The organism is Streptococcus infantis (assembly GCF_047464155.1).
Lineage (GTDB): Bacteria > Bacillota > Bacilli > Lactobacillales > Streptococcaceae > Streptococcus > Streptococcus infantis_U.
In genome coordinates this window covers 652,382-671,190 of record NZ_JASHCL010000001.1, presented here as the reverse complement: position 1 = coordinate 671,190, position 18,809 = coordinate 652,382, and the positions used below count along the sequence as shown (strand labels likewise).

Sequence of the window (18,809 nt, the reverse complement as noted above, 5' to 3'; positions counted from 1 at the left end):
ACCAAATGAAACGTATTGCTGTTTTGACTAGTGGTGGGGACGCCCCTGGTATGAATGCTGCTATCCGTGCAGTTGTTCGTCAAGCAATCTCAGAAGGAATGGAAGTATTTGGTATCTATGATGGATACGCTGGTATGGTTGCTGGTGAGATTTATCCACTTGATGCTGCTTCAGTAGGAGACATCATTTCACGTGGTGGTACTTTCCTTCACTCTGCTCGTTACCCTGAGTTTGCAAAACTCGAAGGTCAACTTAAAGGGATTGAGCAATTGAAAAAACACGGTATCGAAGGTGTCGTAGTTATCGGTGGTGACGGTTCTTATCATGGAGCTATGCGCTTGACTGAGCATGGATTCCCTGCTATCGGACTTCCAGGAACAATCGATAACGATATCGTAGGTACAGACTTTACAATCGGATTTGACACTGCAGTAACAACTGCTATGGATGCGATCGATAAGATTCGTGATACATCATCAAGTCACCGTCGTACTTTCGTTGTTGAAGTAATGGGACGTAATGCTGGAGATATCGCTCTTTGGGCTGGTATTGCCACTGGTGCTGATGAAATCATCATCCCTGAAGAAGGCTTCAAGATGGAAGACATCGTAGCAAGTATCAAAGCTGGATATGAACACGGTAAGAAACACAACATTATCGTTTTGGCAGAAGGTGTTATGTCAGCGGCTGAATTTGGTCAAAAACTAAAAGAAGCTGGAGATACAAGCGACCTTCGTGTAACTGAACTTGGTCACATCCAACGTGGTGGTTCACCAACTGCTCGTGACCGTGTATTGGCATCTCGTATGGGCGCACACGCTGTTAAACTCCTTAAACAAGGAATCGGTGGTGTTGCTGTCGGTATTCGTAACGAGAAAATGGTTGAAAATCCAATTCTTGGGACAGCAGAAGAGGGAGCTTTGTTTAGCTTAACAGCTGATGGTAAGATCGTTGTTAATAACCCTCATAAAGCTGATATTGAACTCTCTGACTTGAACAAGAGCTTGTCATAATCAACTTTAACTAATCTGGTAAAATGACCATAAAGGTCGAATTATATAAAGGAGTCACAAAATCATGAACAAACGTGTAAAAATCGTTGCAACTTTGGGTCCTGCGGTAGAAATCCGTGGTGGAAAGAAATTCGGTGAAGATGGATACTGGGGTGAAAAACTTGACGTTGAAGCTTCAGCTAAAAACATTGCTCAATTGATTGAAGCAGGAGCTAACACTTTCCGTTTCAACTTCTCACACGGTGACCACCAAGAACAAGGTGAACGTATGGCAACTGTTAAACTTGCAGAAAAACTTGCAGGTAAAAAAGTTGGTTTCCTTCTTGATACTAAAGGACCAGAAATTCGTACTGAATTGTTCGAAGGTGAAGCTAAAGAGTATTCATACAAAACTGGTGAAAAAATCCGTGTTGCAACTAAACAAGGAATCAAATCAACTCGTGAAGTGATTGCTTTGAACGTTGCTGGTGCTCTTGACATCTATGATGACGTTGAAGTTGGTCGTCAAGTATTGGTTGACGATGGTAAACTTGGTCTTCGCGTTGTAGAAAAAGATGATGCAACTCGTGAATTCATCGTTGAAGTTGAAAATGACGGTGTTATTGCTAAACAAAAAGGTGTGAACATCCCTAACACTAAAATTCCTTTCCCAGCTCTTGCTGAACGTGATAACGACGATATTCGTTTCGGTTTGGAACAAGGTATTAACTTTATTGCTATCTCATTCGTACGTACTGCAAAAGACGTAAACGAAGTTCGTGCAATCTGTGAAGAAACTGGTAACGGTCACGTTCAATTGTTCGCTAAAATCGAAAACCAACAAGGTATCGATAACTTGGACGAAATCATTGAAGCTGCTGACGGTATCATGATCGCTCGTGGTGACATGGGTATCGAAGTACCATTCGAAATGGTTCCAGTTTACCAAAAAATGATCATCACTAAAGTAAACGCTGCTGGTAAAGTTGTTATCACAGCAACAAACATGCTTGAAACAATGACTGAAAAACCACGTGCAACTCGTTCAGAAGTATCAGACGTATTTAACGCTGTTATCGACGGAACTGACGCTACAATGCTTTCAGGTGAGTCTGCAAATGGTAAATACCCACTTGAGTCAGTTACAACAATGGCTACAATTGACAAGAACGCTCAAACTCTTCTTAACGAATACGGACGTTTGAACTCAGATTCATTTGAACGTAACTCTAAGACAGAAGTTATGGCTTCAGCGGTTAAAGATGCTACAAACTCAATGGATATCAAATTGGTTGTAACTCTTACTAAGACAGGTCACACTGCACGTTTGATCTCTAAATACCGTCCAAATGCTGATATCTTGGCATTGACTTTCGACGAATTGACAGAACGTGGTTTGATGTTGAACTGGGGTGTTATCCCAATGTTGACAGAAGCTCCATCATCAACTGATGACATGTTTGAAATTGCTGAACGTAAAGCAGTTGAAGCAGGTCTTGTACAATCTGGTGACGACATCGTTATCGTTGCAGGTGTGCCACTTGGTGAAGCAGTTCGTACGAACACAATGCGTATCCGTACAGTACGCTAATCAAAAAAATAAAAACCTATCTCATCAAGCTTTCGGGCTTATGTGATAGGTCTTTTTTTGTTGTAGAATATAAAAGAATTTTTAAAATAAAAAACTCTCTGGAAAACCAGAGAGCATGAGAGGCATCTCCATGTGAGAAACTGGTTCACACAATTTCTCAAGGTCCGCTCCTGCGTTATGACCTCCTTTGCGCAATTGTAGCTCTCGCTACATATCGACTCATCGCAGACTATATTGTACTATAGGGTCATTACTTTGTCAAGAAAAAAACAGCTCCTCAGATAGGAACTGATGAATGATGCTAATTGCCGGGATCGAACCGGCGACCTCATCCTTACCATGGATGCGCTCTGCCTACTGAGCTAAATCAGCTTACTTTGAAAGTATACTATAGATTTAAGCTTTTGTCAATATTCTAAATAGTATCTTAATTTATTGAAATAAGCCCAAGTTTATTACTTGGGCTTATGAAGATTAGACTATTGTAATTGCTCTCTCTTTTTATCTGGATTCCAAACAAAACTTGCTACAAAGGTAAAGAGAATTGTCAGAATTCCGATTACAATTGCGAGAATCAAGGCAGGGATACGGATGAACCACCAGAGTGGATTCGGTTTTTTGTTATTGTGCCATTGTTTTGTTTCTTCATCTAGTCGCTGGAATTCAGATTGGATACGATCGGCAACCATCTCAATTCCCTCATCATTCATCTTTTTAATATCTGAGATATCAATAGGATTTCCGAAGTTCATATCAATACGTTCACGGCTGACAAGCCCTTTTAGAGTCATAGGCCCAGTATAGGTAACAGGCATGATGCGAACCTTGGCCATCTTTGCAATGAGGGCTACACCACCCTTAACATCGTTAGAATGACGACTACCGCTTGGAAACATAATCAGTGAACGATTACTCTTTTTAAGAACATTGATTGGATACTTGATGGCAGAAGAATTTGGATTTTCTCGGTCAATCGGGAAGGCACCACACATGCGAATCCACCAACCAAAGATACGATTTGAAAAGAGTTCTTTTTTAGCCATAAAGACAAATTGCTTTGGTTTTGTTGCAAAAGCCATATAGACTGGATCCCACCAGGTACGATGTGGGGCAACAAGGATATAGTTTTCATCTAAACTTGGAATTTTTTCAGTATTGTGAAAGTGAGCATTTCCATTGATTGACCATAGAATCAACATAACCAGCCCACGCAGATAAGTGTAAAACATGATGTCTCCTTCAGTTTTCTTTCTTTTATTATACCTTATCATACTAGGACAGGCAAATGTTTTTTGTTTAGGCGGAATAGCTTTTTATATGAAATTAGAAATATTAAAAAAAAAATGATATGATAGAATTTATGGATAAAAATAAAATTATGGGCTTAAGCCAATCAGAAGTAAAAGAACGTCAGAAACAGGGACAGGTCAATGATTTCCAAGCTTCAGCTAGTACTAGTACATGGCAGATTGTGAAGAGAAATGTCTTTACTTTATTCAATGCTCTAAACTTTGCCATCGCCTTAGCACTCGCTTTTGTTCAAGCATGGAGTAATTTGGTCTTCTTTGCGGTTATCTGTTTTAATGCTTTTTCAGGAATTGTAACTGAATTACGTGCCAAGCATATGGTTGATAAACTCAATCTCTTGAATAAAGAAAAGATTACGACTATTCGTGATGGACAAGAGATTGCTTTGGACCCTGAAGAGCTTGTTTTGGATGATGTGATTCGCTTGTCTGCAGGGGATCAGATTCCAAGTGATGCCATTGTATTAGAAGGTTTTGCAGAAGTCAATGAAGCCATGTTAACGGGTGAGAGCGACTTGGTTCAAAAAGAAGTAGAAGACTTAATGTTGTCGGGTAGCTTTCTTGCAAGTGGTTCTGTCCTCGCTCAGGTACATCATGTTGGGGCGGATAACTATGCTGCTAAACTCATGCTTGAAGCCAAGACAGTGAAGCCAATTAACTCTCGTATCATGAAATCGCTAGACCAGTTAGCCGGCTTTACTGGGAAAATTATCATTCCTTTTGGTATTGCTCTCTTGCTTGAAGCCTTGATCTTAAAAGGTCTGCCACTGAAGTCTTCTGTAGTCAATTCTTCTACAGCTCTTTTGGGGATGTTGCCTAAGGGAATCGCACTCTTGACCATTACCTCTCTTTTAACCGCTGTTATTAAGCTGGGTTTGAAAAAGGTTTTGGTGCAGGAGATGTACTCTGTTGAAACCCTTGCGCGCGTGGATATGCTTTGTTTGGATAAAACAGGTACCATCACTCAAGGGAAGATGCAGGTTGAGACTGTTCTTCCTCTGACCCAGGCTTATGACAAGGATGCTATTGCAAAAATACTAACCAGCTATATAGCGCACAGTGAGGATAAAAATCCAACTGCCCAAGCTATTCGAAAGCGTTTTGCGGGAGAGGTATCCTATCCGATGATTTCTAATCTTCCATTTTCTAGTGATCGAAAATGGGGAGCGATGGAATTGGAAGGTCTCGGAACTGTTTTCCTAGGTGCACCTGAGATATTGTTGGATGCTGAAGTTCCTGAAGCCAGGGAAGCTCTTGAACGAGGATCTCGTGTCTTGGTTCTGGCCCTCAGTCAAGAAAAACTTGACCACCATAAACCACAGAAGCCATCGGATATTCAGGCTTTGGCTCTGCTTGAGATTTTAGATCCAATCCGAGAAGGTGCTGCTGAGACGCTAGACTATCTTCGTTCTCAGGAAGTGGGATTGAAAATTATCTCTGGTGATAATCCAGTCACTGTTTCAAGTATTGCCCAAAAAGCAGGTTTTGTAGACTATCAGAGCTATGTAGATTGTTCGAAAATTAATGATGAAGAATTGATAGCCATGGCTAAAGAAACAGCCATTTTCGGACGTGTATCGCCTCATCAAAAGAAACTAATCATCCAAACTCTGAAAAAAGCAGGACATACTACAGCAATGACAGGAGATGGTGTCAATGATATCCTTGCTCTCCGTGAGGCAGACTGTTCCATCGTTATGGCTGAAGGAGATCCAGCGACTCGTCAGATTGCAAATCTGGTTCTCTTGAACTCAGACTTTAATGATGTTCCTGAGATTCTCTTTGAAGGTCGTCGTGTGGTCAATAACATTGCCCACATCGCTCCGATTTTCTTGATTAAGACCATCTATTCCTTCTTGCTAGCAGTCATCTGTATTGCAAGTGCTTTGTTGGGACGTACTGAATGGATTCTGATTTTCCCATTCATTCCGATTCAGATTACCATGATTGACCAGTTTGTCGAAGGATTCCCGCCGTTTGTATTGACCTTTGAACGAAATATCAAACCTGTGGAACAAAACTTCCTCAGAAAATCCATGCTTCGTGCACTACCAAGTGCCTTGATGGTAGTCTTTAGTGTTCTCTTTGTTAAAATTTTTGGAACAAGTCAAGGCTGGTCAGCTATTGAAATTTCGACACTTCTGTATTATCTATTGGCATCTATTGGTTTCATGTCAGTAGTTAGAGCTTGCTTGCCATTTAGTCTGTGGCGTGTTCTCTTGATTATTTGGTCAGTTGGTGGTTTCCTTGGAACTGCTCTATTTCCAAGACTTCAAAAATTACTTGAAATTTCAACACTGACAGGACAAACATTACCTGTCTATGGCATTATGATGGTCATATTTGCTGTCATTTTCATCCTGACAAGTCGTTATCAAGCTAAAAAATAAAGAAAGGCTGCAATCCTTGATTGCGGTCTTTTTTAGGTACAGGATTGCTAGATAAAATATGGTATAATAAAGGGAAATAGAGTTTTTGAAAGTGAGAGAAGATGATTTCAAAGAGATTAGAAACAGTAGCTTCCTTTGTACCTCAAGGAGCTGTTTTGCTGGATGTCGGGAGCGATCATGCTTATCTGCCGATTGAATTAGTTGAAAAAGGGCATATTGAAGCTGCCATTGCAGGAGAGGTAGTAGTTGGTCCTTACCAATCTGCAGTTACAAATGTTGAGAGTCATGGTTTGACTGAGAAAATTCAGGTTCGTTTAGCCAATGGTTTGGCTGCTTTTGAAGAAGCTGATCCGGTCTCTGTTATCACTATTGCTGGAATGGGTGGTCGCTTGATTGCCACGATATTAGAAGATGGTTTGGACAAACTAGCTACTGTTGAGCGTTTGATTCTTCAACCAAATAACCGTGAAGATGAGTTACGTAGTTGGTTACAAGAGCATGGTTTTCAAATCATAGCAGAAAGTATTCTAGAAGAAGCTGGGAAATTTTACGAGATTCTAGTTGTAGAAGCTGGTAAAATGAATCTATCAGCAACTGATGTCCGCTTTGGCCCCTTCTTGTCCAAAGAAGTCAGTCCAGTCTTCATCCAAAAATGGCAAAAAGAAGCTGCTAAGCTTGAGTTTGCCCTAGCCCAAATCCCAGAAAAAAATCATGAAGAACGTCAAGTTTTAGTAGATAGAATTCAAGCCATCAAGGAGGTGCTCCATGAAAGCAAGTGAAGTGATAAATCGTTATGAAGCCTATTGTCCTCAAGAATTTTCTATGGAGGGTGATAGCCGTGGTTTGCAGATTGGTACCCTAGACAAAGAAATCCAAAAGGTTATGGTTGCCCTCGATATTCGTGAAGAAACGGTTGCAGAAGCCATTGAAAAGGGTGTAGATTTGATTATCGTCAAGCACGCGCCTATCTTTCGTCCAATCAAGGACTTGGTAGCTAGCCGTCCTCAAAATCAGATTTATATCGATCTCATTAAGCACGATATTGCAGTCTATGTTAGCCATACCAATATTGATATTGTTGAAAACGGCCTTAATGACTGGTTTTGCCAACTATTGGATATTGAGGACACAACTTATCTACAGGAAACAGGTCCTGAACGTGGGATTGGCCGTATTGGAACTATTAGACCTCAAACCTTTGAAGAATTTGCCAGTCATGTTAAGGAAGTCTTTGGTCTAGATAGTCTCCGTATGGTGTATTATCATGAGAGTGATTTGCAAAAGACCATTTCAAGAGTTGCTATCTGTGGTGGCAGTGGGCAATCTTTCTATTCTGATGCTTTAGCAAAAGAAGCAGATGTCTACATCACTGGTGATATTTATTACCACACTGCCCAAGATATGCTGTCAGATGGCTTGTTGGCTCTGGATCCGGGACACTATATCGAAGTGCTTTTTGTGGAAAGAATTGCAGCACTCTTGAACGAATGGAAGGAAGAAAATGTTTGGTCTCTCGAAGTTATCGCAAGTCAGGCATCAACCAATCCATTCCATCATATCTAGTTAGAAGGTAAAGACAATGAAAAAAGTTGCCATTGTAGGAGCAGGGATTGTAGGGGCAACAGCCGCCTACTATCTCTCTAAAGAAGCAGAGGTCGAAGTAACTGTCTTTGATCATGGGCACGGACAAGCGACCAAGGCAGCGGCAGGAATTATCAGTCCCTGGTTTTCTAAACGACGCAATAAGGCCTGGTACAAGATGGCGCGACTAGGAGCTGATTTCTATGTGGATTTATTAGCTGACTTGGAAAAATCGGGTCAAAAGGTTGATTTCTACCAGCGCTCAGGAGTCTTACTTCTCAAAAAAGATGATTCCAAGCTCGAGGAACTCTATGACTTAGCCTTGAAACGTAGAGATGAATCTCCCTTAATAGGAAAATTAGCCGTTTTAGACCAAACGGCAGCAAGTAGTCTATTCCCTGGATTAGAGGGATTTGAGAGATTGCTCTATGCTTCTGGAGGGGCTCGAGTAGATGGACAACTTTTAGTTAGTCGCTTGCTCGAAGCCAGTCAAGTGAAGGTCGTAAAGAAGGAGGTCAGTCTAACTCCTCTAGTACCGGGTTATCAGATAGACAATCAAATGTTTGACCAAGTTATCTTGTCCACAGGAGCTTGGCTTGGTCACATCTTAGAGCCTTTAGGATATGAGGTAGACGTTCGTCCTCAAAAGGGGCAACTTCGAGATTACCAAGTGGAACAAGACATGGGAGCTTATCCTGTAGTTATGCCTGAAGGGGAGTGGGATTTGATTCCATTTCCAGGTGGGAAGTTGTCTCTGGGAGCTACTCATGAAAATGATATGGGATTTGACCTAACAGTTGATGAAAATTTGCTTCAGCAAATGGCTGAGGCAGCGAGTCCATTTTATCCTAGCTTAAAAGATACAATGATAAGTGGTGGGCGCGTGGGGATTCGTGCCTATACAAGTGATTTCTCTCCATTCTTTGGACAGGTTCCAAACTTATCAGGAGTCTATACAGCGAGTGGTTTAGGATCTTCAGGATTAACAACTGGTCCCATAATCGGTTATCATCTAGCTCAAATGCTTCAGGGGAGAAGTGGAGTATTAGATCCGGCTGATTATCAGACCGAAAGATATATTAAAAAGAAACAATCGTAAATCTTTTACCTAGTTTTTACGGTAGTATTAGGAAAGTAAATGACTTTCTCTATCAAAAATGGTAAAATGAATAAAATAATCCAAGAATTGAGGAAATAAAATGCAAGAAAAAATTCTGGTAACGGGTGGAGCAGGTTTTATTGGAAGTCACACTGTCATTGAACTGGTTCAAGCCGGACACCAAGTTGTTGTCGTGGATAATTTGGTCAATAGTAGTCGTAAAAGTCTTGAAGTAGTTGAAAGAATCACAGGCGTAGAAATTCCTTTCTACGAAGCAGATATTCGTGATACAGATACACTTCGTGATATTTTCAAACATGAAGAACCAACAGGAGTCATCCATTTTGCTGGTTTGAAGGCTGTAGGAGAATCTACACGTATCCCACTTGCCTACTATGATAACAATATCGCAGGAACTGTCAGTCTCTTGAAAGTTATGGAAGAGACAAACTGTAAGAACATCATCTTCAGCTCATCAGCAACAGTTTATGGAGATCCGCATACAGTTCCAATCCTCGAAGATTTCCCACTTTCAGCTACCAACCCTTATGGTCGTACCAAGCTAATGCTTGAAGAAATCTTGACAGATATCTATAAAGCAGACTCAGAATGGAATGTTGTTTTACTTCGCTACTTCAACCCAATTGGAGCGCATCAGAGTGGAGATTTAGGAGAAAATCCAAACGGTATTCCAAACAACCTCTTGCCATATGTTACACAAGTCGCAGTTGGTAAGTTGGAACAAGTCCAAGTATTTGGGGATGACTACGATACTGAAGATGGAACAGGTGTACGTGACTATATCCACGTTGTTGACCTTGCGAAAGGACACGTTGCAGCACTTAAGAAACTTCAAAAAGGTTCAGGACTCAACATTTATAACCTTGGTACAGGAAAAGGTTATTCTGTCCTTGAAATTATCCAAAATATGGAAAAAGCAGTTGGTCGCCCAATTCCTTACCGTATTGTTGAACGCCGCCCAGGGGATATTGCAGCTTGCTACTCAGATCCAGCAAAAGCTAAGGCAGAGCTCGGTTGGGAAGCAGAACTTGGTATTACAGAGATGTGTGAGGATGCATGGCGTTGGCAAAGTCAGCATCCAAATGGATTTGAAGATTAAATAAAAAGAGGTATTATAGAAAAAAAGAGGAAGAAATTCCTCTTTTTTAATACTTTATATGTGCTTGAAATAATGTGCTTGTGTGATAGAAAAACGTCTTAAAAGAACAGTTTATTTATTATTGAAATATTGGAACAACTAAATGTAAAATTGTATAAAATTAGTCTAGCAAAAGACTATAATTTTCTAGAAAATTATGCTACACTAGAGGGAGTGGAAATTAGAAATCTATGGCCCACCAAATTTTAAGATTCATCAATGATTAGAGCACGAGTAGGGCAATTTTTAACGGCTTCTAAAACATCCTCGCTACAAGGAATTTCTTTCTCTAATTGTTCGCGATCATCGAAAAAACGGACGATACCATTATCATGGTAATCAAATAATTCTGAATAAGTTTGGCAGAGCCCACAGGCGATGCAACGTTCAGGTATAAGTCTAATCTTCATATTTATATTGTAATAAGAAACTAAAAAAAACTCAAGGAGTAAGGTATGGAAAAGGAACCGTGGCAAGAAGATATTTATGAAAACCAGGAAGAAGAATCAAGAACAGAACGTCGTCAACGAAACCAAAAAGGTTCAGGTGTCGTTGCCAATCGAATTTTGACTGTCTTGGCAATTCTATTCTTTGTGATCGTTGTTGGTATGGTAGTTGTATTAGTCTACTTGTCATCAGGCGGAAGTGACCGCACTTCAGCTTTGAAAGATTTTTATGATCCTTCAGCTCCAAAAGTAGAGGAAGTCACAACAGTGGCTACTACTGCTCAGTCAACAGAGGCAACTGAAGCAGAGACAACCCAACAAGAACATACAGATGCGCATACTGATTCTGAAGGAACAATAACAGTTTTGCCAGGAGAAGGTGAAGCAGCGATTGCAGCCCGTGCTGGAATCTCTATTGCTCAACTTGAAGCCTTGAATCCTGGTCATATGTCTTCAGGAACTTGGTTCGCAAATCCTGGTGATGTCCTTAAGACAAGATAGGAGTGACAATGAAAACAATTCAGATTGCTATTGATGGGCCAGCTTCCAGTGGTAAGAGTACAGTAGCTAAGATTATTGCTAAGGACTTTGGTTATACTTATCTGGATACAGGCGCTATGTATCGTGCTGCGACTTACATCGCATTGAAAAACCAAATTAGCCCAAATGAGCCATCTCAACTTCTTGAATTATTGGAACAATATCCAATTAGCTTTGGACGTGCTGAAAATGGAGAACAACTTGTTTTCGTTGGAGATGTAGATGTAACAAATCCAATCCGAGAAAATGAAGTAACCAACGCTGTCTCTGCTTTTGCGGCGATTCCAGCTGTTCGTGAAAAATTGGTAGCCCTTCAGCAAGAAATTGCCCAACAAGGTGGTATCGTTATGGATGGCCGCGATATTGGAACAGTAGTCTTGCCTAAGGCTGAATTGAAGATATTTTTAGTAGCATCTGTAGATGAGCGTGCGGAACGCCGTTACAAGGAAAATCTTTCAAAGGGTATCGAAACAGATTTGGAAACTTTGAAAGAAGAGATTGCTGCGCGTGATTATAAAGATAGTCATCGTGAAACTTCACCTCTCAAGCAAGCCGAGGATGCAATCTATTTGGATACGACTGGACTCTCTATTTTAGAAGTTGTTGAAAATATTAAATCAGAAGCACAAAAACATTTATAAGAACTATAAAAACGATGAACTGAATTTCGGTTTGTCGTTTTTTATCATGATTTGTCAAATAGTCTGTTTTAAGGTATAATAGTTGCTGTTAAAGAAAATTTGACATTCAAATAATCATAAATTTTTTAAGGAGATAACATGAATCATTTACCAAATTGCCCAAAATGTAATTCAGAATACGTATATGAAGATGGCACACTTCTTGTTTGCCCAGAATGTGCTTACGAGTGGAATCCTGCTGAGCAAGCAGAAGTTGAAGAAGGAGTTGTTGCCATCGATGCAAATGGAAATAAATTAGCTGATGGAGATACAGTTACTTTGATTAAGGACCTTAAAGTCAAAGGGGCTCCAAAAGACCTCAAACAAGGAACTCGTGTTAAAAACATCCGTATTGTAGAAGGTGACCACAACATCGACTGTAAAATTGATGGTTTTGGCGCTATGAAACTTAAATCAGAATTTGTGAAGAAGATTTAATCATGATTAAAAACGAAAAAGTAATATTTTATAGTCGTATCTTTTTATTTATAGCAGCCTTTACCGGTGTATACTTGGAGATTACCAAACGCGGTGGTTTAGGGATGTTGCTTTACTACACAGTACTTTCTAACCTTTTAGTTGTACTCTTTACAGGTTATCTTTTGTTAAAGATGCGTAGTGGTGGTGATAGTTGGCAGAGTCCTGGTATTCTACGTCTCAAAGGTGGCGTCACTATGAGTATTATGATTACTTGTGTCATCTATCATTTCATGCTAGCTCCTTTGACGACAGATTTTTACCGTTTGGAAAACTTCCTTTGCCATTATATTGTCCCTCTCTGGTTTTTAGCAGATACAATTATTTTTGACAAGAGTCGCCAATATAAGTTGGTTGATCCCATGCTTTGGACCAGTCTTCCTTTGCTTTATATGATTTTTGCCCTCTTAAACGGTTTTGTTCTAAAGATGGATGTCCCTAATGCTAAGGATAGTCCCTTCCCTTATTTCTTTTTGAATGCTACCAAACATGGTTGGGGCTTTGTCTTTAAATGGGCAGCCACTATCTTTGTTGCTTATATGGTTTCAGGATATCTCTTTTATCTTGTGAAAAGTATTAAAAAATCTAAGAAATAAAAGTACCCCTATGTGGGTGCTTTTTTTGTGATAGAAATAATTGTACCCGGACAAATTGATTTATTTTATCTTGTTATGCAGTCTTTTTTACTTTACAATAAAACTGTAGCTACCAACACAACTATTGAGGAAGAAAAAATGACTGAAAATCGTTATGAATTAAATAAAAATTTGGCACAAATGCTTAAAGGTGGCGTCATCATGGATGTTCAAAACCCTGAACAAGCAAGAATTGCTGAGGCTGCAGGTGCGGCAGCTGTTATGGCCTTGGAGCGAATTCCAGCTGATATTCGTGCAGCGGGTGGTGTCTCTCGGATGAGTGATCCAAAGATGATTAAGGAAATACAAGAAGCTGTCAGTATTCCAGTTATGGCTAAGGTTCGAATTGGGCATTTTGTCGAAGCTCAAATTTTAGAAGCAATCGAGATTGACTATATCGATGAGAGCGAAGTTCTATCTCCAGCTGATGACCGTTTCCATGTGGATAAGAAAGAATTTCAAGTTCCTTTTGTTTGCGGTGCTAAAGACCTAGGAGAAGCCTTGCGTCGTATCGCTGAAGGAGCATCGATGATTCGTACCAAAGGGGAACCTGGAACAGGAGACATCGTACAGGCTGTTCGTCATATGCGCATGATGAATCAAGAAATTCGCCGTATTCAAAATCTACGCGAAGATGAACTATATGTTGCTGCCAAGGACTTGCAAGTACCAGTAGAATTAGTTCAATATGTCCACGAACATGGGAAATTACCAGTTGTCAACTTTGCAGCTGGAGGGGTTGCAACACCAGCGGACGCTGCTCTCATGATGCAACTAGGTGCGGAAGGCGTCTTTGTTGGCTCAGGGATTTTCAAGTCAGGTGATCCTGTCAAACGTGCGGCAGCAATTGTTAAGGCAGTTACAAACTATCAAAATCCTCAAATTCTAGCTCAAATCTCTGAAGGTTTAGGAGAAGCCATGGTAGGTATCAATGAAAACGAGATCCAAATTCTCATGGCTGAGCGAGGAAAATAGATGAAAATCGGAATATTAGCTTTGCAGGGAGCCTTTGTAGAACATGAAAAAGTGCTTGCTGAACTAGGAGTTGAAAGTATTGAATTGCGAAATCTTGAAGACTTTCAACAACATCAGAGTGACTTGTCAGGTTTGATTTTACCTGGCGGTGAGTCGACAGCTATGGGAAAACTTCTACGTGACCAGAATATGCTACTCCCTTTAAGAGAAGCTATTCTCAATGGCTTACCAGTCTTTGGGACTTGTGCAGGCTTGATTTTACTAGCAAAAGAGATTACCACTCAGGAAGAAAGTCATCTAGCGACTATGGATATAGTAGTAGAGCGTAATGCCTATGGACGTCAGTTAGGAAGTTTTTATACCGAAGCAGAGTGTAGGGGTGTTGGTAAGATTCCCATGACCTTTATCCGTGGTCCAATTATCAGTAGTGTTGGTGAGGACGTTGATATTCTAGCAATCGTCAACGATCAAATCGTTGCGGCTCAAGAAAAGAATATGCTAGTGACTTCATTTCATCCGGAATTGACAAATGATCTTCGCTTGCATCAGTACTTTATGAATATGTGTAAATAAAAAAAGAGGTTGGGATTTTTCCCAACTTCTTTTTTACATGTAATAAACAATAGCAATGTATTGGAGAGCAGAGGCTGCTAGAATGAAGAGATGCCAAATCATATGGAAGTATGGTTTCTTTTTAGCGTAGAATCCAGCGCCAACTGTATAGCAAAGGCCACCTGATACCATAAGACACCAGAACATTGGACTTGTCTGACTGATGATTGCTGGTAAGATAGCCAATACAAGCCATCCCATGATGAGGTAGAGGATGAGACTGAATTTTTCGTTGACTTTTTTGGCAAAGATTTTATAAAGAATACCAAAAATAGTTGTTCCCCACTGGATAGCAATAATCAGATAACCAAACCAGTTGTTCATCAAAGTTAAAACCACAGGAGTATAAGATCCAGCGATTGCCACATAAATCATGGAATGGTCAATAATCCGCAAGACATACTTATGAGTCGAACCGTAAGCCATAGAATGATAAATAGTTGATGATAAGAACATGAGAAAGAGGCTGATGACGAAGATGGAAACACCGATAGACGATAAGAAACCATGCGCCTCGTAACTATAGGTTGATGAAATGGGAAGTAGGATGAGCATGAGAAATGCTCCTACAGCATGGGTGACACTGTTGGCAATTTCTTCTCCAAAACTAAGTCGTTTACTAAGTTTGAAACTAGTATTCATTTGTTTCCTCCTCTTCAGTTTCTGTATAGACTAGTGCTAGTGTTTGATGATAGAGTTTGACAGTTTGGCAGCTTGCCTGGATAATAGGATTTGCTGGGTCAATGTCTTCATTCATATAGTCCACAAAAGCATTGTAAAGTTTTTCTGAATTAGTGTCTGTGTGTAGGGTATTAAGGGTTTGAGCAATTTCTTGGATAGAAAAAACGGACTTAAGAGTCGAAATAGCAATCAAACGAGCAATTTGTTTACGTTGGTATTTTTTCTTTTCGGGTTTACTTATATAGCCATGTTTGACATAGTTATTAACCATGGAGGCTGTCAAACCTTTCTCCTTATCTGGAGAAACTGGAGGACAGATTTGATTGACATAGAGTAAAACCTGGTCCAGATAGAGATTGATACTTGGAATTTCTTCCCATTTTGGGTAGGAAAAAACAGATTTCATTTCCAACTCCTTTTTATCTAGTTTTGATAACTAGATTATAAAACATTGGAAATAATAAGTCAAGTTTCAAGTGCTTGTAGAAAGAAATAATTTATGCTATGATGAGAGGAAATAGTATGAAAAGAGGATAAATGATGGAGATTCGCTTAGCCTTTCCAAACGAAGTTGATGCAATTATGCAAGTGATTGAGGGAGCCAAGAAATGTTTGGCAGAAGCTGGTAGCACTCAGTGGCAAAACGGCTACCCAGATGCAGATACAATTATTGAAGATATTATCTCTGGACAGGCTTACGTAGCGCTGGAAGAAGGAGAACTCTTAGCCTATGCAGCAGTGACTAAAAGCCCGGAAAAAGCTTATGAAGCAATTTATGATGGCAACTGGGAGGGAAATGAAGCAGAATACTTAGTATTTCACCGTATTGCTGTCGCTAGTGATGTGCAAGGGCAAGGTGTTGCCCAGACCTTCTTGGAAGGCTTGATTGAAGGCTTTGATTACTTGGATTTTCGTTCGGATACGCACGCTAAAAACAAAGCTATGCAGCATATCTTTGAAAAACTTGGCTTTAAACAGGTTGGTAAAGTTCCAGTAGACGGGGAACGCTTGGCCTATCAAAAATTAAAATCAAATGCCTAAGAAGTATGCAAAGATGCTGTACAAGTCACCGATTGGTCCCCTATCTCTGGTAGCAGATGACCGCTATCTGTTTGGGATATGGATAGAAGAAGAGAGCGATTTTGAGAAGGGATTATCTGAAAATGATGTAACTCTTGTTGAAAGTCATCCCATTTTAAATCAAATTACTTCCTATTTAGAGACTTATTTTAAGGGGAAAAATCAAGACTTATCTGAGATGCCTTTAGCTCCTGTCGGTAGTGACTTTGAAAAAAGAGTCTGGAACTACTTGCGTGGCATTCCTTTTGGACAGACTGTTACCTATGGACAAATAGCTAAGGACTTGCAAGTAGCTTCTGCCCAAGCAATCGGAGGAGCAGTAGGGCGCAATCCCTGGTCTATTCTTGTCCCCTGTCACCGTGTGCTAGGTGCTGGAGGACGTCTGACAGGCTATGCTTGGGGACTTGATAAGAAGGCTTGGCTCTTAAATCATGAAGGTGCAAGTTATCAAGAAAATAAAAAATAGAAAGAGAAAATATGTTAGAATTTATCGAATATCCAAAATGTACAACTTGTAAAAAAGCTAAGAAAGAATTAGATCAACTTGGACTAGAATATAAAGACGTTCATATCGTTGAAGAGACTCCGAGTGAAAAGGTCATTTTAAATTGGCTCGAAACTTCGGGATTTGAATTGAAGCAATTTTTCAATACTAGTGGCATCAAATATCGTGAACTCGGATTGAAAGATAAGGTTGGAACATTGTCAAACAAAGAAGCAGCCAAACTCTTAGCTAGTGATGGTATGCTGTTAAAACGTCCGATACTAGTTGAAAATGGTCTTGTAAAACAAATTGGCTATCGTAAAACATACAATAACTTGGATTTGAATTAGTTTTTGTCTATCTCCTTGATAGATAAAATATATAACCTCCCACTTTTAAAGTATGATAAACTAGAAGGTAGATAATGTACGATATGCCCGTAGCAAATATTTTATATTAGGGCAGAAGTATGATAGAATGAATCATTATCTTGAGAGGATGTTTCTATGAATGTTACAACGATTTTAGCATCTGATTGGTATCAAAATTTGATGCAATATATCCCAGACGGCAAACTCTTTAGTTGGCGTTCAGTCTTTGATGGGATTCCAAGAATAGTACAGCAATTACCGACAACTTTGATGTTGACAGTATTTGGTGCTTTTTTTGGAATTATGCTAGCCCTGCTTTTTGCTATTGTAAAAATCAATCGCGTTAGAATTCTTTATCCATTACAAGCTTTTTTTGTTAGTTTCTTAAAAGGAACTCCTATTTTAGTACAACTCATGTTGACCTATTACGGAATTCCTTTGGCACTTAAAGCATTGAATCAACAATGGGGAACTGCATTTAATATCAATGCGATTCCAGCTGCAGCGTTTGCGATTGTAGCCTTTGCCTTTAACGAGGCAGCCTATGCTAGTGAAACCATCCGTGCAGCCATTCTTTCTGTAAATCCTGGTGAGATTGAAGCTGCTCGCAGTCTTGGGATGACACGTGCACAAGTTTATCGCCGTGTGATTATTCCAAATGCAGCAGTGGTTGCAACACCAACTTTGATTAACTCCCTCATCGGATTGACCAAGGGAACTTCCCTCGCCTTTAGTGCAGGTGTCGTAGAAGTTTTTGCCCAAGCTCAAATCTTAGGTGGTGCAGACTATCGTTACTTCGAACGTTTCATCTCAGTAGCTCTAGTTTATTGGGTTGTAAATATTGCTATTGAAAATCTTGGTCGTTTCATTGAAAGAAAAATGGCGATTTCAGCACCAGATAATATTGAGACAGATGTGAAAGGAGAGCTTCGCTAATGATTAAAATTTCAAATTTAAGCAAATCCTTTTCAGGTCAGACAGTTTTGGATCATCTGAACTTAGATATTCAAAAAGGAGAGGTCGTTGCTCTTATTGGTTCATCAGGAGCTGGGAAATCAACCTTTCTTCGTAGTCTAAATTATCTGGAAACTCCTGATAGTGGAAGTATTCAGATTGATGATTTCAAAGTGGATTTTTCTCAAATTACGCAAGAAGAAATCTTGACTCTTCGTCGTAAACTATCGATGGTTTTCCAACAGTTCAATTTGTTTGAGCGTAGAACGGCCTTAGACAATGTCAAGGAAGGTTTGGTAGTAGTTAAAAAACTATCAGATGAAGAAGCGACTAAGATAGCCAAAGAAGAGTTGGCTAAGGTTGGTCTATCTGATCGTCAACAACACTATCCTCGTCACTTGTCAGGTGGACAAAAACAACGGGTAGCCTTGGCGCGTGCTTTGGCTATGAAACCGGACGTCTTACTCTTAGATGAACCAACTTCAGCACTGGATCCAGAATTGGTTGGTGAGGTAGAAAGATCTATCGCCAATGCCGCTAAATCAGGACAAACCATGATTTTGGTGAGTCACGATATGTCCTTTGTTTCTCAAGTAGCTGATAAGATTTTGTTCTTGGATAAAGGAAAGATTATTGAGTCTGGAACACCAGATGAGATTATCAATCATCCGAAAGAAGAACGAACAAAAGAATTCTTTGCTAGTTACAAACGGACCTATATTTGATATAATAGAAGATAAGAAAAACTCAGTTAG

At 39.9% G+C, this 18,809-nt stretch carries 22 protein-coding genes and 1 tRNA gene; 18 read left to right on the top strand and 5 right to left on the bottom strand.

The annotated features are described in order from the left end of the window. Positions 1-5 precede the first annotated feature (5 nt). Positions 6-1,013, top strand: coding sequence for a 6-phosphofructokinase (gene pfkA / locus QM810_RS03295; RefSeq protein ID WP_049530926.1), 1,008 nt, complete (start codon positions 6-8; stop codon positions 1,011-1,013). A gap of 64 nt (positions 1,014-1,077) precedes the next feature. Then, positions 1,078-2,583, top strand: a complete 1,506-nt coding sequence (gene pyk / locus QM810_RS03290; RefSeq protein WP_414253846.1) for a pyruvate kinase — start codon at positions 1,078-1,080, stop codon at positions 2,581-2,583. A gap of 299 nt (positions 2,584-2,882) precedes the next feature. Here the strand turns inward: pyk and QM810_RS03285 are convergent. Continuing rightward, positions 2,883-2,955, bottom strand: a tRNA-Thr gene (locus QM810_RS03285). A 107-nt stretch (positions 2,956-3,062) separates the two neighbouring features. After that, the gene (locus tag QM810_RS03280; protein WP_414253845.1) at positions 3,063-3,812 is read right to left on the bottom strand and encodes a lysophospholipid acyltransferase family protein; all 750 of its coding nucleotides are present in this window, start codon (positions 3,810-3,812) and stop codon (positions 3,063-3,065) included. A 131-nt stretch (positions 3,813-3,943) separates the two neighbouring features. Between QM810_RS03280 and QM810_RS03275 the strand changes: the two genes are divergently transcribed. The 5 genes from QM810_RS03275 to galE all read left to right on the top strand — a co-directional run bounded on the left by QM810_RS03275 (position 3,944) and on the right by galE (position 10,080). Then, positions 3,944-6,280 carry a cation-translocating P-type ATPase gene (locus QM810_RS03275; protein ID WP_414253844.1) on the top strand — a complete coding sequence of 779 codons (2,337 nt, stop codon included), beginning with the start codon at positions 3,944-3,946 and terminating at the stop codon, positions 6,278-6,280. A gap of 101 nt (positions 6,281-6,381) precedes the next feature. Continuing rightward, positions 6,382-7,059, top strand: coding sequence for a tRNA (adenine(22)-N(1))-methyltransferase (locus QM810_RS03270; RefSeq protein WP_414253843.1), 678 nt, complete (start codon positions 6,382-6,384; stop codon positions 7,057-7,059). Then, on the top strand, positions 7,046-7,843 hold the full coding sequence (locus QM810_RS03265) for a Nif3-like dinuclear metal center hexameric protein (RefSeq protein WP_414253842.1): 798 nt from the start codon (positions 7,046-7,048) through the stop codon (positions 7,841-7,843). The genes QM810_RS03270 and QM810_RS03265 overlap by 14 nt, the downstream gene beginning before the upstream one ends. A 16-nt stretch (positions 7,844-7,859) precedes the next feature. Continuing rightward, positions 7,860-8,960 (top strand): NAD(P)/FAD-dependent oxidoreductase, encoded by a 1,101-nt coding sequence (locus QM810_RS03260; RefSeq protein ID WP_414253841.1) that lies wholly within the window; start codon positions 7,860-7,862, stop codon positions 8,958-8,960. Positions 8,961-9,060: 100 nt separating this feature from the next. Beyond that, positions 9,061-10,080, top strand: coding sequence for a UDP-glucose 4-epimerase GalE (galE, locus tag QM810_RS03255; protein ID WP_414253840.1), 1,020 nt, complete (start codon positions 9,061-9,063; stop codon positions 10,078-10,080). A 245-nt stretch (positions 10,081-10,325) separates the two neighbouring features. On the opposite strand, the gene QM810_RS03250 is transcribed toward galE, so the two are convergent. Further along, complete coding sequence (locus tag QM810_RS03250; protein WP_414253839.1) at positions 10,326-10,529, bottom strand: ferredoxin; 204 nt, start codon at positions 10,527-10,529, stop codon at positions 10,326-10,328. Positions 10,530-10,574: 45 nt separating this feature from the next. Here QM810_RS03250 and QM810_RS03245 point away from each other — a divergent pair, with 45 nt between their 5' ends. From QM810_RS03245 to pdxT, 6 genes are all read left to right on the top strand, one after another. Beyond that, positions 10,575-11,066 (top strand): SAG1386/EF1546 family surface-associated protein, encoded by a 492-nt coding sequence (locus QM810_RS03245; RefSeq protein ID WP_414253838.1) that lies wholly within the window; start codon positions 10,575-10,577, stop codon positions 11,064-11,066. 8 nt (positions 11,067-11,074) lie between these two features. Then, a complete protein-coding gene (cmk, locus tag QM810_RS03240; protein ID WP_414253837.1) occupies positions 11,075-11,746 on the top strand; it encodes a (d)CMP kinase in 672 nt (223 codons plus the stop codon). Positions 11,747-11,884: 138 nt separating this feature from the next. Further along, the gene (locus QM810_RS03235; RefSeq protein ID WP_414253836.1) at positions 11,885-12,223 is read left to right on the top strand and encodes a zinc ribbon domain-containing protein YjdM; all 339 of its coding nucleotides are present in this window, start codon (positions 11,885-11,887) and stop codon (positions 12,221-12,223) included. A 2-nt stretch (positions 12,224-12,225) separates the two neighbouring features. Further along, positions 12,226-12,858, top strand: a complete 633-nt coding sequence (locus QM810_RS03230) for a Pr6Pr family membrane protein (protein WP_049494849.1) — start codon at positions 12,226-12,228, stop codon at positions 12,856-12,858. Positions 12,859-12,996: 138 nt separating this feature from the next. Then, positions 12,997-13,872, top strand: a complete 876-nt coding sequence (gene pdxS / locus QM810_RS03225; RefSeq protein WP_316599047.1) for a pyridoxal 5'-phosphate synthase lyase subunit PdxS — start codon at positions 12,997-12,999, stop codon at positions 13,870-13,872. Beyond that, on the top strand, positions 13,873-14,445 hold the full coding sequence (pdxT, locus tag QM810_RS03220; protein ID WP_414253835.1) for a pyridoxal 5'-phosphate synthase glutaminase subunit PdxT: 573 nt from the start codon (positions 13,873-13,875) through the stop codon (positions 14,443-14,445). Positions 14,446-14,478: 33 nt separating this feature from the next. On the opposite strand, the gene trhA is transcribed toward pdxT, so the two are convergent. Together trhA and QM810_RS03210 are read right to left on the bottom strand one after the other, a co-directional pair. Further along, positions 14,479-15,126 (bottom strand): PAQR family membrane homeostasis protein TrhA, encoded by a 648-nt coding sequence (gene trhA / locus QM810_RS03215; RefSeq protein WP_414253834.1) that lies wholly within the window; start codon positions 15,124-15,126, stop codon positions 14,479-14,481. Then, positions 15,116-15,571 (bottom strand): DUF1836 domain-containing protein, encoded by a 456-nt coding sequence (locus QM810_RS03210; protein WP_414253833.1) that lies wholly within the window; start codon positions 15,569-15,571, stop codon positions 15,116-15,118. Before QM810_RS03210 ends, trhA begins: the two co-directional genes overlap by 11 nt. 134 nt (positions 15,572-15,705) lie before the next feature. Between QM810_RS03210 and QM810_RS03205 the strand changes: the two genes are divergently transcribed. The 5 genes from QM810_RS03205 to QM810_RS03185 all read left to right on the top strand — a co-directional run bounded on the left by QM810_RS03205 (position 15,706) and on the right by QM810_RS03185 (position 18,779). Then, positions 15,706-16,206: a GNAT family N-acetyltransferase gene (locus QM810_RS03205; protein WP_263394522.1), complete on the top strand. Its 501-nt coding sequence runs from the start codon at positions 15,706-15,708 to the stop codon at positions 16,204-16,206. 13 nt (positions 16,207-16,219) lie between these two features. Beyond that, the gene (locus QM810_RS03200) at positions 16,220-16,711 is read left to right on the top strand and encodes a methylated-DNA--[protein]-cysteine S-methyltransferase (protein ID WP_414253832.1); all 492 of its coding nucleotides are present in this window, start codon (positions 16,220-16,222) and stop codon (positions 16,709-16,711) included. Between the two features lie 11 nt (positions 16,712-16,722). Further along, a complete protein-coding gene (locus QM810_RS03195) occupies positions 16,723-17,079 on the top strand; it encodes a Spx/MgsR family RNA polymerase-binding regulatory protein (RefSeq protein ID WP_036757721.1) in 357 nt (118 codons plus the stop codon). A 156-nt stretch (positions 17,080-17,235) separates the two neighbouring features. Further along, positions 17,236-18,036 (top strand): amino acid ABC transporter permease, encoded by an 801-nt coding sequence (locus QM810_RS03190; RefSeq protein ID WP_414253831.1) that lies wholly within the window; start codon positions 17,236-17,238, stop codon positions 18,034-18,036. Then, positions 18,036-18,779, top strand: a complete 744-nt coding sequence (locus tag QM810_RS03185) for an amino acid ABC transporter ATP-binding protein (RefSeq protein ID WP_414253830.1) — start codon at positions 18,036-18,038, stop codon at positions 18,777-18,779. The genes QM810_RS03190 and QM810_RS03185 overlap by 1 nt, the downstream gene beginning before the upstream one ends. Positions 18,780-18,809: the final 30 nt, after the last annotated feature.

Bases quoted from the DNA above. Each gene is read 5' to 3' on its own strand.
- QM810_RS03270 (WP_414253843.1), top strand. From the start codon at position 6,382: ATGATTTCAAAGAGATTAGAAACAGTAGCTTCCTTTGTACCTCAAGGA.
- pdxT (WP_414253835.1), top strand. From the start codon at position 13,873: ATGAAAATCGGAATATTAGCTTTGCAGGGAGCCTTTGTAGAACATGAA.
- trhA (WP_414253834.1), bottom strand. From the start codon at position 15,126: ATGAATACTAGTTTCAAACTTAGTAAACGACTTAGTTTTGGAGAAGAA.
- pyk (WP_414253846.1), top strand. From the start codon at position 1,078: ATGAACAAACGTGTAAAAATCGTTGCAACTTTGGGTCCTGCGGTAGAA.
- QM810_RS03185 (WP_414253830.1), top strand. From the start codon at position 18,036: ATGATTAAAATTTCAAATTTAAGCAAATCCTTTTCAGGTCAGACAGTT.
- QM810_RS03235 (WP_414253836.1), top strand. From the start codon at position 11,885: ATGAATCATTTACCAAATTGCCCAAAATGTAATTCAGAATACGTATAT.
- QM810_RS03265 (WP_414253842.1), top strand. From the start codon at position 7,046: ATGAAAGCAAGTGAAGTGATAAATCGTTATGAAGCCTATTGTCCTCAA.
- QM810_RS03250 (WP_414253839.1), bottom strand. From the start codon at position 10,529: ATGAAGATTAGACTTATACCTGAACGTTGCATCGCCTGTGGGCTCTGC.
- pfkA (WP_049530926.1), top strand. From the start codon at position 6: ATGAAACGTATTGCTGTTTTGACTAGTGGTGGGGACGCCCCTGGTATG.
- QM810_RS03190 (WP_414253831.1), top strand. From the start codon at position 17,236: ATGAATGTTACAACGATTTTAGCATCTGATTGGTATCAAAATTTGATG.
- QM810_RS03210 (WP_414253833.1), bottom strand. From the start codon at position 15,571: ATGAAATCTGTTTTTTCCTACCCAAAATGGGAAGAAATTCCAAGTATC.
- pdxS (WP_316599047.1), top strand. From the start codon at position 12,997: ATGACTGAAAATCGTTATGAATTAAATAAAAATTTGGCACAAATGCTT.
- QM810_RS03200 (WP_414253832.1), top strand. From the start codon at position 16,220: ATGCTGTACAAGTCACCGATTGGTCCCCTATCTCTGGTAGCAGATGAC.
- cmk (WP_414253837.1), top strand. From the start codon at position 11,075: ATGAAAACAATTCAGATTGCTATTGATGGGCCAGCTTCCAGTGGTAAG.
- QM810_RS03230 (WP_049494849.1), top strand. From the start codon at position 12,226: ATGATTAAAAACGAAAAAGTAATATTTTATAGTCGTATCTTTTTATTT.
- galE (WP_414253840.1), top strand. From the start codon at position 9,061: ATGCAAGAAAAAATTCTGGTAACGGGTGGAGCAGGTTTTATTGGAAGT.
- QM810_RS03275 (WP_414253844.1), top strand. From the start codon at position 3,944: ATGGATAAAAATAAAATTATGGGCTTAAGCCAATCAGAAGTAAAAGAA.
- QM810_RS03260 (WP_414253841.1), top strand. From the start codon at position 7,860: ATGAAAAAAGTTGCCATTGTAGGAGCAGGGATTGTAGGGGCAACAGCC.
- QM810_RS03280 (WP_414253845.1), bottom strand. From the start codon at position 3,812: ATGTTTTACACTTATCTGCGTGGGCTGGTTATGTTGATTCTATGGTCA.
- QM810_RS03245 (WP_414253838.1), top strand. From the start codon at position 10,575: ATGGAAAAGGAACCGTGGCAAGAAGATATTTATGAAAACCAGGAAGAA.
- QM810_RS03205 (WP_263394522.1), top strand. From the start codon at position 15,706: ATGGAGATTCGCTTAGCCTTTCCAAACGAAGTTGATGCAATTATGCAA.
- QM810_RS03195 (WP_036757721.1), top strand. From the start codon at position 16,723: ATGTTAGAATTTATCGAATATCCAAAATGTACAACTTGTAAAAAAGCT.